Consider the following 14,993-nt stretch of genomic DNA (forward strand, 5'->3'; position numbering starts at 1 on the left):
GGATTTCGTGAAAACAGATGTTGATAAAATGCTAGAAAAGCACGAACAGCTGACTCATTCGGAAGGGATGAAGGTTGTCTCTCATACGCAAAGAGAAGAGGGTGACTGGGTATTGCAAACTCTGATGATTGAAGGGTGTAGTGCACCGTTTAAGTATAAAAGAACGAAGCGCTTTCGTTCGCTTGAAGGGCAAAAAGTGAATCTAACTTATTATCCGAGTACGCAAACGGTTGCTGGTTTTGATGTGGAAGTGATGAACGTTGTCCGTGTAAAGCGATTTTAGAGGCTATATTTAAAAGGTCTGTATTGAAAAGATAACCTTGTCATTCTCGAAGTTGAGGTGTTGAACCACATCTAACTTCTACAAGATTTTACTCAATATCATCAAGAGATCCATATGCTCATTAGACCTTTGGCTGAAAAAGACTATCAAGCGGTCACCTCCCTTGCGAATCAGGTTCATGGTCATGGCTATTTTACAATTGAATCCTTACATGAAATGCATCTGCAGGGCGTTTCTCATTCAATTAGCGCATGTTTTGTATTAGAAATGAATCTTTCTGTAGTTGGTTTTCGAATTACTTTCGCTCCCAAGCAGTGGTTTATCGATCAATGGTGTTCCCCTGAGCTGTGGGGGCTTGAACCAGAGAGCGTGTGTTATTTTAAATCAAATACACTTCACGAATCCGTTCGGGGTAAAGGCTATGGGCAGCAATTATTACAGCGTTCAATACAAGCCGTAAAGCTGCAAGGTGGTAAGGCCGGGATAGGGCATATATGGTGTCAAAGCCCAAACAATGCAGCAATTCGATACTTTGAGCGCGCAGGTGCTGCTCACATTAAAACACACAAAAACCGGTGGCACGATCCCAAAGAATATCAAGGGTTCAATTGCCAAGTTTGTCGAGGGCAATGCCACTGTAGCGCAGAAGAAATGCTACTGCGTTTTGAGTGAGTTTCGTCGGCACTGCTACACATTCCCTGTCATAACAAGAGAACAGGGATTCAAGACTATTCATCTCTTTTAGTTATCTGGCATTGGGCATGGAGCAATGCTATTGATTCGTTAGTTTTTGTATTGATTAAAATGCAGGTTTCAGAAGCTTTGAGCAAATGAAATATAGTTGGTTTTTCCATCACCCTGCCTTGTAAAAGGTGTCCGTCTGGACCTACTTTGGGTTCTCGTTCTATTGCTAGAATATGAGAGTTCTGGAAGGCGCTATTGCCTATATATACTCTTTGTCCTCCCATGAGTTGACTGACCGACTGTTGCAGCTCCGTGTATGCTTTTTGCGTAATAGCTGACATGTGGGCAGGTTCTGGCGCTTGGATTAGTTGGCAACCCATCATTCCAATCGTTAACGCTGCAAGGATAGATAGTTTAGCTGTGATTTTTGGGGTTTGTTCAGACATTGTGCTTCCTCCAAATGGCTTGTAAGCACGAAGGTTACCGTGCCTACAAGCTATTGAATGTCTTTATTTGTTTGGCAAATAGACTAAGCGGTTCGAATTAATTTTAGTTTGCGCTCGGCGATCTTCGAGTGCAAGGTTTGCATCGCTGGTATTTTGTTGTGCACTGCGGCTGATGAACGCTTTGGCGCCTGTTGGGCTAGGGCAGGTGGTGTCAATTCTGTACTGCAAAGCTGACGCTAGCATATGTTCTGCAGGGTCGCCCAGTTTATGAGAAAAATCATCTGCTACTGCACACCCAGGAACTCTTACCCCTTCAGTGACTGGCATTGTCATAGGTGAAAATCCACTTGCATAATCGCCAAATTCTTTATGGTTTTGTCCTTGGAACTGAATCGTGAAATAAGTTGTTCCGCAATTGTCTGTTGGGTAAAAGCCATAAGGCTTTCCGCAAGTCGTGCCACCAATTAATATGACCTCAACATCAATTCCTCGGAGTCCATTGATAATCGCTTCACTAGCCGAGCAAGTATTATCTGTACTCAAGATAAAAATACGATTCAAATTGAGTGATGGTAGGGGCGTTCTTTCGGTTAAAGAAAAGCCAATACCTTCATCGATAAACGGGAAGGGTTGCAATGTTTGCCCTGTCACAGGGTTGACGGTTGGATGCTTGTCATTAAAAGATGTTGTTTCAAATATTTTGTTTGACGTTTGTTGGTCTCCAGCAACCATATAACTCAGTTGGCTAGCGATAGCCAGTAAACCGCCGCCGTTGTAGCGCACGTCGAGTACTAGGTCATCAACATTTTCAGCTTGTAACGTATCAAACGCATTTTTTAGTGCCAATTCTGCCGTTGCAATATGGGAGTTAAACTGAAAATAACCAACCTTGCCTGATGTTGTTTGAATGGTTTTTACATTGTGAACGGGCGAGGAGGTGACGGCTTGAGGTGTTAAGACAACGTTGCGAGTGGCCGTTGAACCCACTTCTTTTAGAGTAAATGTATAGCTTTGGCTGTCGTCACTGGGAAAAAGTGCCGAGTTTAAAACGTTGATCTCCGCGCCATCAATTGTAGAGACAGCATCTACGCCATTAATCGCGATAATTTCTTCGCCTCTTACAACAGATGCAAGTGCTGCAGGAGAATCAGGCTCTGTGTATGCCACGACAATTTTTCTCGGTGGTGTAGCGGCAACGATTTTAAATTCCATGCCATAGCCAAGTTGAGTCCCTGATTGCGATTGTGCTTGCCAATCAACGGTAGGCATTTGGAAGTGGAAGTTATCTTTGGCTGCTCCATTAGCGTCCAATTCATTTGTTTTAAGCTGCTCAAAGTAGTTTGCGACCGTAAAGCCTGCCGGATCGCGGTCGACAACTTCGTCATACCAAAGGTAAGTATTATTACTCCATGAGCGCATCCACATCTTCTCGTCAAACGCTGAGCCTAGTAGGTCTGGATAGGTGCGTCCGGTTTGTGGATCGATACCCACTCTCGGTGTTTCACATTGCGCTGCAAATCGGCTGTCTTCAATAAATTGACCTTGGACCCAAATAGGTCCTTCTGACGGAACCAGAGTTGACGAACTAGAATCAGAGTCAGAACCACCACAGGCCGATAAAAAGAGACTGCTTGAGATAACAAAATAAATAGGGATGCGAAACGGCTTCATTATAAACTCCATTTTTAAAGCACTGTCAGATGCATATAATCTATAACATACTCAGCATAAAAGGCTATTTAGATCTCAAGGATATTTATACACATCGAATTATGAGGCCTTTTTGAAATATACCTTTATTCACTATGTTGAAATTCGGCCGTAGTTGTCCATAGTCTGTATCTGATTTGAATGTCTGAAGGGGTATAGATGACGATGGGTAACTGGCTATTGTATGGCACGAAAAGCGAACGAGGTAGGAACAAAAATTTGTTGGTTGTCGCCTTGTCAAAGCAAGCCATCATCGTGCTGGGGCCTTGCTGAACATTCTCCACAACATAATACTGAAACCCCCATCCTTTTAGGGTTTCGTTATTTACAGTGCCCATGAGGCTGTGCTTGTTACAATCGACGGCTTGGGTTCGTCCGATTTGAATTTCAATTTTTAGTGTTGCTTCTTCGGCGTTTTTTGCAAGGGTTAAAACATGTTGAGTATGCTCAGGTGTAGGGTTTGGGTACCTTAAGATATTTTGCTCACGACTTGCTTGATCAGCGTAATAGCGATCATAAGTGATCATGTTTGGATTGATGGTTGTTGCGTTTGCAATTTGAACGAAACCAAGCATTAAGCACATTGTAATCATGAAGTGCCAAGGGGTGATGCTCGCTAAGCGATTTCTCATAAGTGACGACCTCCGAGTCGACTAGCCGATATTGACGGAATTGAAAGCATATTCGCTGAACATGCTAGCCTAAACCTTCTGTTTACGACCTGAATATAGAATCAAAAATACGAGTTTCAATTGTCATTGCGATAGAAGTTGACTGTTTCTGTTGCAACAAGCGCGTTTAGCGTTTCGATTTTGTTTTTGTTTTTGTTTTTGTTTAGGTCTATCGAATAATCTAGCAAATGTGGCGGTTTATTGTCCTTTTTTTAAGCTAGAAATCTATGTTTTGTGGATGTTAATTAATTGTTTGCTCAGCGACCACACTATAAAGTCGCATTAATCCAAATTTCTGGTAAGCTTAGTTCGGTATATTTACCAAACAAAGCAAAAAATTAGACCAATATCCTATTTGGATATTTAGCAAAATCATATAATTATAAATTACTGACGCGTTGCAATGTGTAACGCAATTTTAAATGGCATTTACAATGGCTTTAGCAGAAAAACTCGAAAATGTAGACCTGTCAGCAGACATTTTAAGGCGCGCTGTGCCTCAAATGTCTTCATTAGGAATTCCTGTCACCCCTGATAACTACGCAGTGTGGTACGAGTACTTTTTAGAGTCCGACTTAGATCTGAAAAGAGCAATTGACAGATTAATTAGCAATAAAGTTGAATTTACTCCTGAGGTAAATGCGAGCTTATACAAAAATTTCCTGCAAGAACAATCGCCTGAAGCCATTCAAAATATTCAAATTGAAACCCAAATCCTCATTAACAGTCTCTTGAATAAGGTGGGGCAAATGAGTGATGGTACTAAAGGCTTTTCAAGTACCCTGAGCACCTTTGAAGAGGATCTTGCAGCGACCCCAGACATCGAAACGCTGGAAAAGATGATTAACGGTTTGATGAATGAAGTCGAGACCGTCATTAAAGTTAACTCCGAGATGGAAGAAAACCTCAATGCAATGACAAAAGAGGTGAATGTACTCAAAGATGAGATGGAAAACCTCAATGTCGTAGCAATGACTGATCAGCTGACTTCTTTACATAACCGACGCGCTTTTGATTCTGAGATCCAGCATCAAATTAGTCATTACGAAGAAACCCAAGAACGCTGCAGTTTGTTGATTGTTGATATTGATAATTTCAAACCATTTAATGATGTTCACGGCCATTTAGTGGGAGACAAGGTGCTGGCTTATGTAGCGCTCGCGCTCAAACAAGCGGTAAGGGGGGATGACTTTGTTGCACGGTATGGTGGTGACGAGTTTGTCGTATTACTCCCGAATACTCACTTCCATGATGCGTTACAGGTTGCCAAAAACTTAAGAGCGCGTGTCGCTGAACGAAAGTTAAGTATAGGTAAAGACAATAAGTTATCCTTAGGCGCCGTAACGGTATCCATTGGATTAACCTCTCTGCACGAAGGTGATACGCATAAGAGCTTTTTTGATCGCGCAGATCACGCGTTACTACAAGCTAAAAACGACGGGCGAAATTGTGTTCGTGGTGAGTAAGCCAATGGTTTTCTTGCGAAGTTAGTTAAAAAGCCTCCGTCATGGAGGCTTTTGGTTTTTATAAGGCTTATTTGTCCAAATCCATATGCATTTTTATTAGATGCTCTTCCATATCAAACTCGACCTGAAAACCTAAGTTCTTAGCGAGGTTTGCCATGCTTCGGTTCTCAAACATCGTAAATCCAGTTAATACTTTAGTGCCCGTTGTTTTGTAGTAACGAGTGAGCTTTTCGAGCAGTAAGCGCCCAAGACCCTGACCTTGGTAATTTCCCCTGACGGCCATGGCAAACTCGGCTTCTGTATTGTCTGGATCAATAGAGGCTCGAACAGCGCCAAGTGTTACTTCTTCTCCGTCTTCATTGGTAACGGTTGCAATAAAAGCCATCTCTCTTGAATAATCTATTTGTGTTAATACCGCCATTTCTTCGTGGGTCATGCGTGAACGTACGCCGAAGTACCGTTTGTAACGATCTTCATCAGACAAAGAGTTATCAAAGGCCATATGTTTGGGCTCATCTTCAGGCAAGATGGGCCGCAACATGACCTGCTGGCCATTTTTTAACTGAGCATACTCTTCTAGTTCTTTTGGATACGGTTGAATGGCAAGCCTTGTCGAATTGTCGACGACGTGATTCGTAAGCTCTAGATGAATATCGAGGAGGGTAATGTTGTCTTTCGCGACGAGGATTGGGTTTAAATCCAGCGAGGCTATTTCTGGGCAATCAATGATTAAATGCGAAAGTTGAGTCAACATCGCGCAAAGAGAATCCATTTCAATACCGAGAGGTTGGTGTCGGTCTCTAATTTTTTGGGTTTTTAATGCTTGGATAAGCATGTAGCGTGATAATGCCATATTCAATGGTGGCAGCGCGACTACTGCGTCCCTGCTAGGGTCCCATTCAGACCCTCCTTCACCTAAACAAATCGCGGGTCCAAACACTGGATCATTGATCACTGCGATTCGTATTTCCTGCGCCCCGGCTGTAAGCGCCATTTTTTGCACAATCATACCTTCTATAAGGGCGTCAGGGTTAGCCAAATGGACTCGGTTGATAATAGCGCTCGCTGCTTGTTCAACTTCCTCTACCGTATAAAGGTTGAGCATGACACCATGCACATCAGATTTATGGAGAATGTCTGGAGATTGCACCTTTAATGCCACGGGAAACCCGACATCAGCGGCCACTTTCATTGCCTCGGCGGCGTCTTTTACGAACCAAGTGTCAATAGTATCAAGGCCATAAGCCTTTAAAATACTGCTTGCTTCGTGGGTTTCGAGAATGTTTTTATCTTTCTGTTGAGCAAGATTTATTAGCCGTCTCGCTTCGTCTGTATTCTTTGTCAATCGCGTCAGCATTGATTGAGGAACTTCTTGAAGTAGCTTTTGGTTACGGCGATATTCAACCATATGCATAAATGCACCAACAGCGCCTTCAGGAGTTCGATAGGTTGGAATGCCAGCTTCTGAAAACTTTTTTCGTGCCACGTAGGCTGCTTCTTCGCCACTCCAATTGGTGAGAATATTTAGTCGACTCTTCTTCGGGTGAGACTTTATGGTGTCTATGATGGCATTACAAATTTCAACACTATCGGCCAGCGCTGATGGGGAGTGCAATACTAAAATGGCATCAACATCATCACTGTCCATGAGTGTTTTTAGGGCCTGGGAATATCGCTTTCCTTTGGCATCACCGATAATATCTATTGGGTTTTGACCGGACCAAGTGCTAGGTAGCAATTGATCAAATGCATGAGTGGTCTCCGAGCTTAGCTTGGCGAGTTTACCGCCTCTTTGTAATAGCTCATCAATTGCCAACACTGCAGGGCCACCCCCATTACTGATAATGCCAAGACGTTCGCCTTGCAGTGGGTTCGAGTGTGCTAGGCTTTCGACTGCGGCAAAGAGCTCAACGAGATCGTTCACTCGCAACATCCCTGCACGCCGGAAAGCTGCTTCGTATACAACGTCACTTCCGCATATACCGCCCGTATGTAACTTTGCTGCTTTTGCACCTTCTTGGCTGCGTCCAGATTTGATAACCAATATTGGTTTATTGCGGGATGCCGCTCGAGCTGCGGATAGGAAATGCCGCTTTTCATGAATCGAGTCGATATACAGCAAAATTGCGCTGGTTCGTGAATCCCTGCCTAGATAATCAATTAACTCGTCAAAATCTATGTCTGTGGCATCACCTAAAGAAATAAATGAAGAAAAACCGATGCCCTTATTATTCGCCCAATCTAAAACTGTGGTGCAGATAGCTGCAGATTGGGAAACAAACGCTATTTTTCCGGGGAGGGCACTGGTATGTGCGAGCGTAGCGTTAAGTCCAATATTGGGGAGCATCATGCCAAGGCTATTGGGGCCAAGTAGACGCATTCCATAACGCTTTGCATTCTTTTTCGTCTGAGTTAATAACGACTCAGCACCGCCATCTGCTTCATTACTCATGCCAGAAGCCATGATGATGGCAACTTTACAGCCAAATTGAGCAAGGGTTTCCACGATTGCAGGGACCTTGCTTGCTTGAGTACAGATGACTGCTAGATCGGGTTTTATTGGAAGCGCTTCAATATTTGGATAGGCCAATACACCTAACACAGCTTTGTATTTTGGCGTTACTGGCATGATTGGCCCAGAAAACCCACTGGAAATGAGGTTTTTCATAATGACGTTGCCAGCGCGGTATTCGGTATTTGACGCGCCGATAATTGCAACTGAAGTGGGTTTAAACAGGGTATTCAACGTTCGCTGGCTCATGCTCAATCCTATCCAATGGATGCCTGAGGACAGTGTACAACAGCTGTGGACATTTCAAAGCAATAATCTGCTTAAACAAAAACAGACATTCGTCGAATAAGTTGGAAGCGCGTGAGATTGAATAAGATGTAAAATATGGTACAACCGAGTGGATTCGAACCACCGACCCCCACCATGTCAAGGTGGTGCTCTAACCAACTGAGCTACGGTTGTATATTTAGAATGCTTATGGCTGCGAAATTGGTACAACCGAGTGGATTCGAACCACCGACCCCCACCATGTCAAGGTGGTGCTCTAACCAACTGAGCTACGGTTGTATAATTTTGCTATCGCGTTGAAGCGAGCGATATATTACGAGTGTTTAGGTAATGCTTGCAAGTAAAATTATCAAATTTCTAACTGACAGGCGATTTGCTGCACAAATCGCTATAAGTTTCTGCAAACCATATGCAAATAATGCCGCGATTAGACCGATAACCTTTGTTGGATTACTTTTAAACGTATTGCAAATAATACAGCCGCGCTTGCGAGACCGGCGACTAAACCGATCCAGAAACCCATCGCGCCCATTGCTGGAACGATTAAACTTGTTTTGGCAAGTGTATAACCAAGGCTTAAGCCAATTCCCCAATAGGAGATAAGTGAAATATAAAGAATGCTTTTGGTATCACTGTAACCCCTCAAAGCGCCCGCAGCAACAACTTGAATTGAATCGGATATTTGATAAATTGCCGCCAATAGCATTAGGCTAGACGCAAGAGTGATCACTTCAACGTCCTTATTATAAAGTTCTGCGATCGGATAACGAAATACGACAGTAAAAATCGCTGTGATAATAGATAAACCAAAAGAAATAAGAATTCCAACTTTGGCGACCAATGCAGAAATATCAGGACGGTCTCGTCCTAAATAGTAACCAATCCGAATGGATACAGCGATACCGATAGATAATGGAAGCATGAAAACGATAGAAGAGAAGTTCAATGCTATTTGATGGCCCGATACGACGGTTGCTCCAAGGGGCGCGAGTAGAATCGCAATCACTGAAAATAGGCTTACTTCTACGAATAAGGAAACTGCGATCGGCGTTCCCAGTTTGAGCATGGCGCCGATTTTAGGTAAATCCGGTTTATAAAAGGTTGCAAATAAATGTATATCTTTGAACTTTGGATGTAGATACATATATAGACCCATCGAAATACACATCGCCCAGAAGACCAATGCTGTTGCAACACCGCAGCCTGCGCCACCAAGTGCCGGCATACCAAAATGTCCGTATATAAAGATGTAATTTGCTGGGATATTGACCCCAAGGCCAATAAATCCAATGATCATGGTTGGCAGCGTGTATGAAATACCTTCACTACACCCTCTAAAGACCTGATAGATGACGAAAGCCATTGTTCCCCAGCTAATGGCAAAGATATAATCCTCGGTGAGTTGTAAGAGTTGTGGGTCTAACTCCATTGTTTTTAATATAGCAGGCGAGAGCCACAGAAAGGCCATAATCCCAACGCCGCCGAGTAGCGCAATATAGAGTGCTTGAAAAGCGAGCGGTCGGATAGATTTCGTGTCATCTGCGCCGTGATGATGAGCAAATACCGGGGTAAATGCCATAAGCAGGCCTTGTACTAAAAGCATAATGGGCAACCAAAAGCTTGTACCGACAGCGACTGCTGCCATATCAATTGCGCTGACACGACCAGCCATGACCGTATCAATAAATCCCATCATGGTTTGGGTGACTTGAGCGACAAGTACAGGTAGAGCTAATTGGATTAGACGCTTGGCTTGAAAGCCGCCGTGTTTCATATAAAAACCTTAACCAAAGAGAAAAGCGAATGTTTACAGGTATCGTGCAAGCAAATTGCGAACTAATTTCTGTCAGGGAGCAAGAAGGATTAAAGACCTTTGAGGTGAAACTTCCGGACAATTTAACACAAGGGCTTGTCGTAGGTGCCAGTGTTGCAAACAATGGTGTTTGCTTAACGGCAACTAGAGTTGAGCATGATAGGGCGTTTTTTGATGTAATGGAAGAAACCTTAAAATTGACGAACCTAGATTCACTTCGTGTCAATGACAAGGTAAACATAGAGCGCTCGCTGACGTTTGGTAGTGAAATTGGCGGACATATTATATCCGGACATATACACACCAAAGCAAAGGTCACTGAAGTCAGTAATACAAATAGCCATTTTGATTTAACACTGGAAGTCGAACCTCAGTGGATGAATTATATTTTTTACAAAGGCTTTGTTGGGGTGAATGGCTGTAGTTTAACTGTTGGTGCGGTGACTACGAATAGCTTTAAGCTTCACCTCATCCCTGAGACATTGAATTTAACCAACTTAGATCAATGTAAAGTCGGAGACGAACTGAATATTGAGATTGATAGTCAAACCCAAGCTATCGTTGAAACCGTTGAACGAGTGCTCGCGGCAAAAGGATTCGCTTAATCGTTGTTTGTGTTAGTAGAGCTGTTCGTCGTCAGAGTCGATAAACAGTTCTATTTTTTTATTCATCTCATCAATATGTAGCCGCATATGTATCGGGTTGCAGCAAATGCGGCAATCGTCAAAGTATTCTTGATTACCCAAGGTTGCATCAATATCTACCTGTTGATGATGACCGCAATGGGGACAAGCGATAGTACGAGTTTGATATTTCATGACTTTGCTCCTTGATAACCACAAATACTACGACCACCATCAACGGTAATGATTTGGCCAGTGATATAGCTGGCATTCACTAAAAACTTAATAGCATTCGCGATGTCGTTTGGGCTTCCAAGTTTATTCAATGGAATTTGTTCTTGAATTTGGCGCTGTACTGCAATTGACGAATTTTCTGGCCATAAAATAGCGCCAGGTGCGACCCCATTCACACGAATATCCGGTGCAAGTTCTTGTGCTAAAGACAGTGTTGCCATTTCAAGACCAGCTTTTGAGATTGAGTATAGCCCATGATCTTGAAGAGGCTTCTTGGCATGAATATCAACCAGATTTATGATAGTCCCTTGGTTGTTAGATAAAAGGTGGCGTAGACCAACACTTAGCAAGTAAGGTGCGACTAAGTTCGTTGTAAGCGTTTGTTGAAATGTTCGGAAATTACAGTGTTCGATAGTTGTTTTATGGAAACTAGAGGCATTGTTTACAAGTATGTGAAGTGAGATTGCTAAGGATTCAATAGCATCAATAATTTGTTTGATGTCTTCTTCAGAATCTAGACTACTTTGCAGTAATAATGCTGAGCCATCTCTTCGCTGATTGAATTTATCACATAGCGCTTGTGCCTCCACGCCTGAATGATGGTAGTGGATTACGATATTAAAGCCATCTTGGTGAAGTTGCTCTGCTATTTCTGCGCCAACACGCTTGGCTGCGCCGGTGATTAAAGCCCACTTATCCATACGTATTTTCCAAACCTATATCGTGAGTTAAGCACATACGTTATGCCAACAGCATTGACCGACACAAGTAAATATTCTTAGAACGATTTGATAAAAATGACTAGAGAAAGAAGATGACAATCCGTTTAATGGTTTCCCCTTGTGTTTGGTTCAATATTATAAGCGGTGAATGCCAACAAACGGCAATGATTTGATATTGGTTAATAACAACATCAATGGGCTAAATCCTTTGATTTTTCCTGATTTACTCGTCACTGCGAATTTGTTTTCTAGTCGTAGATCACGTATCATGTCCGCCGCGATTTTGGAGTTACAAGGCTTCAGTGTGCTTTGACCCAAGTATTGCATAAACTAACTGATTTTATTAAAGCCATGTGGCCCTTCGTGTGGGTCACCACTGGACAAGGAATTTTCATGCCTGTTATTACTCTTCCTGATGGAAGCAAACGAGAGTTTGCAAACCCTGTTTCAACATTAGATGTTGCTCTTGATATCGGTCCCGGACTCGCGAAAGCCTGTATTGCTGGACGCGTAAATGGTGAGCTGAAAGATGCTTGCGATATTATCGAAACAGATTCTGAGTTATCCATCATTACCGCGAAAGACGAAGAAGGTCTTGAAATCCTTCGTCACTCTTGTGCTCACTTATTAGGTCATGCGATTAAGCAGCTATGGCCAGAGACAAAGATGGCGATCGGTCCTACCATTGATAATGGTTTCTATTACGACATTGATTTGGACCATAAGCTGACGCAAGAAGATATCGACGCGCTTGAAAAGCGGATGCTGAAGCTGGCTAAAACCAACTATGATGTTGTCAAAAAGGTCGTGAGCTGGCAAGACGCCAGAGATGCATTTGAAGGCCGAGATGAGCCTTACAAGATGATGATCTTGGATGAAAATATTAGTCAGGACTCAACACCTGCGCTATATCATCATGAAGAATATACGGATATGTGTCGTGGCCCACATGTGCCGAACATGCGCTTTTGTCATCATTTTAAATTGATGAGTATTGCGGGTGCGTACTGGCGTGGTAGCTCCGACAATAAAATGCTACAACGGGTTTATGGCACTGCATGGGGTGATAAGAAAGCACTGAAAAGCTACCTCACTCGTCTAGAAGAAGCAGCAAAGCGTGACCATCGTAAGATTGGTAAACAACTTGATTTGTATCATATGCAAGAAGAAGCACCCGGTATGGTGTTTTGGCACAATGATGGTTGGAGTGTATTCCTAGAACTTGAAAAGTTTATTCGTCGCAAACTTGGACAGTACGATTACCAAGAAGTGAAAGGTCCGTTAATGATGGACCGCGTACTTTGGGAACGTTCTGGTCACTGGGACAAATATGCTGAAGCTATGTTCACGACAAGTTCAGAAGCTCGCGAATATGCCGTCAAGCCAATGAACTGTCCTGGCCATGTTCAAATTTTTAACCAAGGTCTTAAATCATACCGAGATTTACCGTTGCGTATGGCTGAGTTTGGTTGTTGTCACCGAAATGAACCATCAGGCTCTCTGCACGGTTTAATGCGTGTGCGCGGTTTTACTCAAGATGATGCCCATGTATTTTGTACTGAAGATCAAGTACAAGAAGAAGTTATTGCTTGCATTAAGATGGTTTACGACACTTATGCCACATTTGGCTTTAACGATATTGTTGTCAAGCTATCTACACGCCCTGAAAAACGTATTGGCGATGATGCGATGTGGGATCGTGCTGAAGAAGCACTAAAGGAAGCTTTGGCTGCAAATGATATTAAATATGAAATCCTTCCAGGTGAAGGCGCTTTCTATGGCCCCAAAATCGAATTTACATTACATGACTGCTTAGATCGTGCATGGCAATGTGGTACCGTCCAATTGGATTATGCGTTACCAAATCGACTGGGTGCAACTTATGTCGCTGAAGACAACAGCCGTCAAACACCGGTCATGATCCATCGCGCTATTCTAGGATCATTGGAGCGCTTCCTTGGTATTTTGATTGAAGAGTACGCAGGCAAATTCCCAACTTGGCTAGCCCCGCAACAAGTGGTTGTTATGAATATTACAGATAAACAATCATCTTATGTCGAAGAAGTGGTAAATAACTTCAAAGAACTGGGTATTAGAGCTGGTAAAGACTTGAGGAATGAGAAAATAGGCTTTAAAATACGCGAACACACTCTAAGACGTGTGCCTTACCTATTGGTCGTTGGTGATCAAGAAATGGATAATAAGGAAGTCGCGGTTCGTACCCGAGATGGTGTTGACTTAGGCAAAATGAAGTTCGAAGACTTCGCTGCCAAGATCAATCAAGAAATTTCGAACCGTAGTCTCAATTTGTTGGAGGAATAGGTCATAAAGATCAAGAAAGCAGGGCGTCAGTCGGCCCCAAATAGAATCAATGAAGAAATTACTGGCGTGCAGGAAGTACGTTTATCTGGAATTGATGGCGAAGCCCTCGGTGTGGTAAGCATTAGAGACGCGCAAGATTTAGCCGATGAAACTGGTGTTGATTTAGTTGAAATCAGCCCGAATGCTGAACCTCCAGTCTGTCGTATTATGGACTACGGAAAGTATCTTTTTGATAAAGCGAAAGCACAAAAAGAACAAAAGAAGAAGCAGAAACAGATCCAGGTGAAGGAAGTTAAATTCCGCCCTGGTACTGATGAAAACGACTATCAGGTAAAACTACGCAACCTGACTCGTTTTCTGGAAGACGGAGACAAGGCGAAAGTTACGCTGCGTTTCCGTGGTCGTGAAATGGCTCACCAAAACCTAGGTATGGATCTTTTGAACCGTATCAAAGGTGATTTGGAACCAATCGCGATAGTTGAGTCTTTCCCTAAAATGGAAGGCCGACAAGCAATCATGGTGCTTGCACCAAAGAAAAAATAGTAAGGCCCTAATAAAGTAGCGGGAGTCGTTATGGCTTTCGCTCGCCTTGCGTTTTATTAATATCCCAATGCGGAGTTTTTGTAATGCCAAAAATGAAAACTGACAAGGGTGTAGCGAAGCGTTTTAAGAAAACCGCCAATGGTTTCAAGCGTAAGCAAGCTCATTTACGTCACATCTTGACCAAGAAGAGCACTAAGCGTAAACGTCACTTACGTGCTAAATGTTTAGTAGCTAAGTCTGATGTGCCAGCAATTGCACGTCAACTACCGTACGCTTAATTAGAGGAGTAAAGAACAATGCCTAGAGTTAAGCGCGGTGTAACCGCTCGTGCTCGTCACAAGAAAGTACTTAAACTAGCCAAAGGTTATTACGGAGCTCGCTCTCGTACTTACCGCACAGCAATTCAAGCTGTGACTAAAGCTGGTCAATACGCTTACCGTGACCGTCGCCAGAAGAAACGTCAATTCCGTCAACTTTGGATTGCACGTATCAATGCGGCTTCTCGTCAAAATGGTCTATCTTACAGCCGTTTCATTAATGGCCTTAAGAAAGCGTCAATCGAAATCGATCGTAAGATTTTGGCTGACATCGCTGTATTCGACAAAGTTGTATTTGCAGTTTTAGTTGAAAAAGCGAAAGAAGCTTTAGCTTAATTAGTAGCTAATTCAGAGAAAGG

The 14,993-nt window shown here is 43.0% G+C and carries 15 protein-coding genes and 2 tRNA genes; 8 read left to right on the plus strand and 9 right to left on the minus strand.

The annotated features are described in order from the left end of the window. The first annotated feature begins 7 nt into the window (after positions 1-7). Positions 8-283 (plus strand): hypothetical protein, encoded by a 276-nt coding sequence (locus IEY18_RS11930; RefSeq protein ID WP_188921115.1) that lies wholly within the window; start codon positions 8-10, stop codon positions 281-283. A gap of 114 nt (positions 284-397) precedes the next feature. After that, complete coding sequence (locus IEY18_RS11935; RefSeq protein WP_188921117.1) at positions 398-955, plus strand: GNAT family N-acetyltransferase; 558 nt, start codon at positions 398-400, stop codon at positions 953-955. Positions 956-1,011: 56 nt separating this feature from the next. Here IEY18_RS11935 and IEY18_RS11940 read toward each other — a convergent pair whose 3' ends face one another. The 3 genes from IEY18_RS11940 to eco all read right to left on the minus strand — a co-directional run bounded on the left by IEY18_RS11940 (position 1,012) and on the right by eco (position 3,755). Beyond that, on the minus strand, positions 1,012-1,413 hold the full coding sequence (locus IEY18_RS11940; protein WP_188921119.1) for a hypothetical protein: 402 nt from the start codon (positions 1,411-1,413) through the stop codon (positions 1,012-1,014). Positions 1,414-1,476: 63 nt separating this feature from the next. Further along, the gene (locus IEY18_RS11945; RefSeq protein WP_188921121.1) at positions 1,477-3,084 is read right to left on the minus strand and encodes a S41 family peptidase; all 1,608 of its coding nucleotides are present in this window, start codon (positions 3,082-3,084) and stop codon (positions 1,477-1,479) included. Positions 3,085-3,209: 125 nt separating this feature from the next. Next, entirely contained in the window at positions 3,210-3,755 is a 546-nt protein-coding gene (eco, locus tag IEY18_RS11950; RefSeq protein WP_188921122.1) for a serine protease inhibitor ecotin, read from the minus strand. Positions 3,756-4,216: 461 nt separating this feature from the next. Here eco and IEY18_RS11955 point away from each other — a divergent pair, with 461 nt between their 5' ends. Then, positions 4,217-5,260, plus strand: a complete 1,044-nt coding sequence (locus IEY18_RS11955) for a GGDEF domain-containing protein (RefSeq protein WP_373290744.1) — start codon at positions 4,217-4,219, stop codon at positions 5,258-5,260. A 67-nt stretch (positions 5,261-5,327) separates the two neighbouring features. Here IEY18_RS11955 and IEY18_RS11960 read toward each other — a convergent pair whose 3' ends face one another. The 4 genes from IEY18_RS11960 to IEY18_RS11975 all read right to left on the minus strand — a co-directional run bounded on the left by IEY18_RS11960 (position 5,328) and on the right by IEY18_RS11975 (position 9,834). Continuing rightward, positions 5,328-8,021: a bifunctional acetate--CoA ligase family protein/GNAT family N-acetyltransferase gene (locus IEY18_RS11960; RefSeq protein WP_188921124.1), complete on the minus strand. Its 2,694-nt coding sequence runs from the start codon at positions 8,019-8,021 to the stop codon at positions 5,328-5,330. Between the two features lie 136 nt (positions 8,022-8,157). Next, positions 8,158-8,234 (minus strand) — tRNA-Val (locus IEY18_RS11965). 28 nt (positions 8,235-8,262) lie between these two features. After that, positions 8,263-8,339, minus strand: a tRNA-Val gene (locus tag IEY18_RS11970). A gap of 148 nt (positions 8,340-8,487) precedes the next feature. Continuing rightward, positions 8,488-9,834 (minus strand): MATE family efflux transporter, encoded by a 1,347-nt coding sequence (locus tag IEY18_RS11975; protein WP_188921126.1) that lies wholly within the window; start codon positions 9,832-9,834, stop codon positions 8,488-8,490. Positions 9,835-9,863: 29 nt separating this feature from the next. On the opposite strand from IEY18_RS11975, the gene IEY18_RS11980 reads away from it, so the two are divergent. Then, on the plus strand, positions 9,864-10,478 hold the full coding sequence (locus IEY18_RS11980; protein WP_188921128.1) for a riboflavin synthase subunit alpha: 615 nt from the start codon (positions 9,864-9,866) through the stop codon (positions 10,476-10,478). Positions 10,479-10,490: 12 nt separating this feature from the next. On the opposite strand, the gene IEY18_RS11985 is transcribed toward IEY18_RS11980, so the two are convergent. Both IEY18_RS11985 and IEY18_RS11990 read right to left on the minus strand, forming a co-directional pair. Beyond that, on the minus strand, positions 10,491-10,691 hold the full coding sequence (locus IEY18_RS11985) for a CPXCG motif-containing cysteine-rich protein (protein WP_188921130.1): 201 nt from the start codon (positions 10,689-10,691) through the stop codon (positions 10,491-10,493). Then, positions 10,688-11,431 (minus strand): pteridine reductase, encoded by a 744-nt coding sequence (locus tag IEY18_RS11990; RefSeq protein ID WP_188921132.1) that lies wholly within the window; start codon positions 11,429-11,431, stop codon positions 10,688-10,690. The genes IEY18_RS11985 and IEY18_RS11990 overlap by 4 nt, the downstream gene beginning before the upstream one ends. A gap of 414 nt (positions 11,432-11,845) precedes the next feature. On the opposite strand from IEY18_RS11990, the gene thrS reads away from it, so the two are divergent. From thrS to rplT, 4 genes are all read left to right on the plus strand, one after another. Beyond that, complete coding sequence (thrS, locus tag IEY18_RS11995) at positions 11,846-13,774, plus strand: threonine--tRNA ligase (RefSeq protein WP_188921134.1); 1,929 nt, start codon at positions 11,846-11,848, stop codon at positions 13,772-13,774. Between the two features lie 3 nt (positions 13,775-13,777). Then, positions 13,778-14,317, plus strand: coding sequence for a translation initiation factor IF-3 (gene infC / locus IEY18_RS12000; protein ID WP_188921263.1), 540 nt, complete (start codon positions 13,778-13,780; stop codon positions 14,315-14,317). Positions 14,318-14,400: 83 nt separating this feature from the next. After that, the gene (gene rpmI, locus IEY18_RS12005; protein ID WP_011496149.1) at positions 14,401-14,595 is read left to right on the plus strand and encodes a 50S ribosomal protein L35; all 195 of its coding nucleotides are present in this window, start codon (positions 14,401-14,403) and stop codon (positions 14,593-14,595) included. Between the two features lie 18 nt (positions 14,596-14,613). Further along, positions 14,614-14,970, plus strand: a complete 357-nt coding sequence (rplT, locus tag IEY18_RS12010; RefSeq protein WP_188921136.1) for a 50S ribosomal protein L20 — start codon at positions 14,614-14,616, stop codon at positions 14,968-14,970. Positions 14,971-14,993 lie beyond the last annotated feature (23 nt).

The sequence above is a fragment of the Shewanella gelidii genome (assembly GCF_014647855.1).
Lineage (GTDB): Bacteria > Pseudomonadota > Gammaproteobacteria > Enterobacterales > Shewanellaceae > Shewanella > Shewanella gelidii.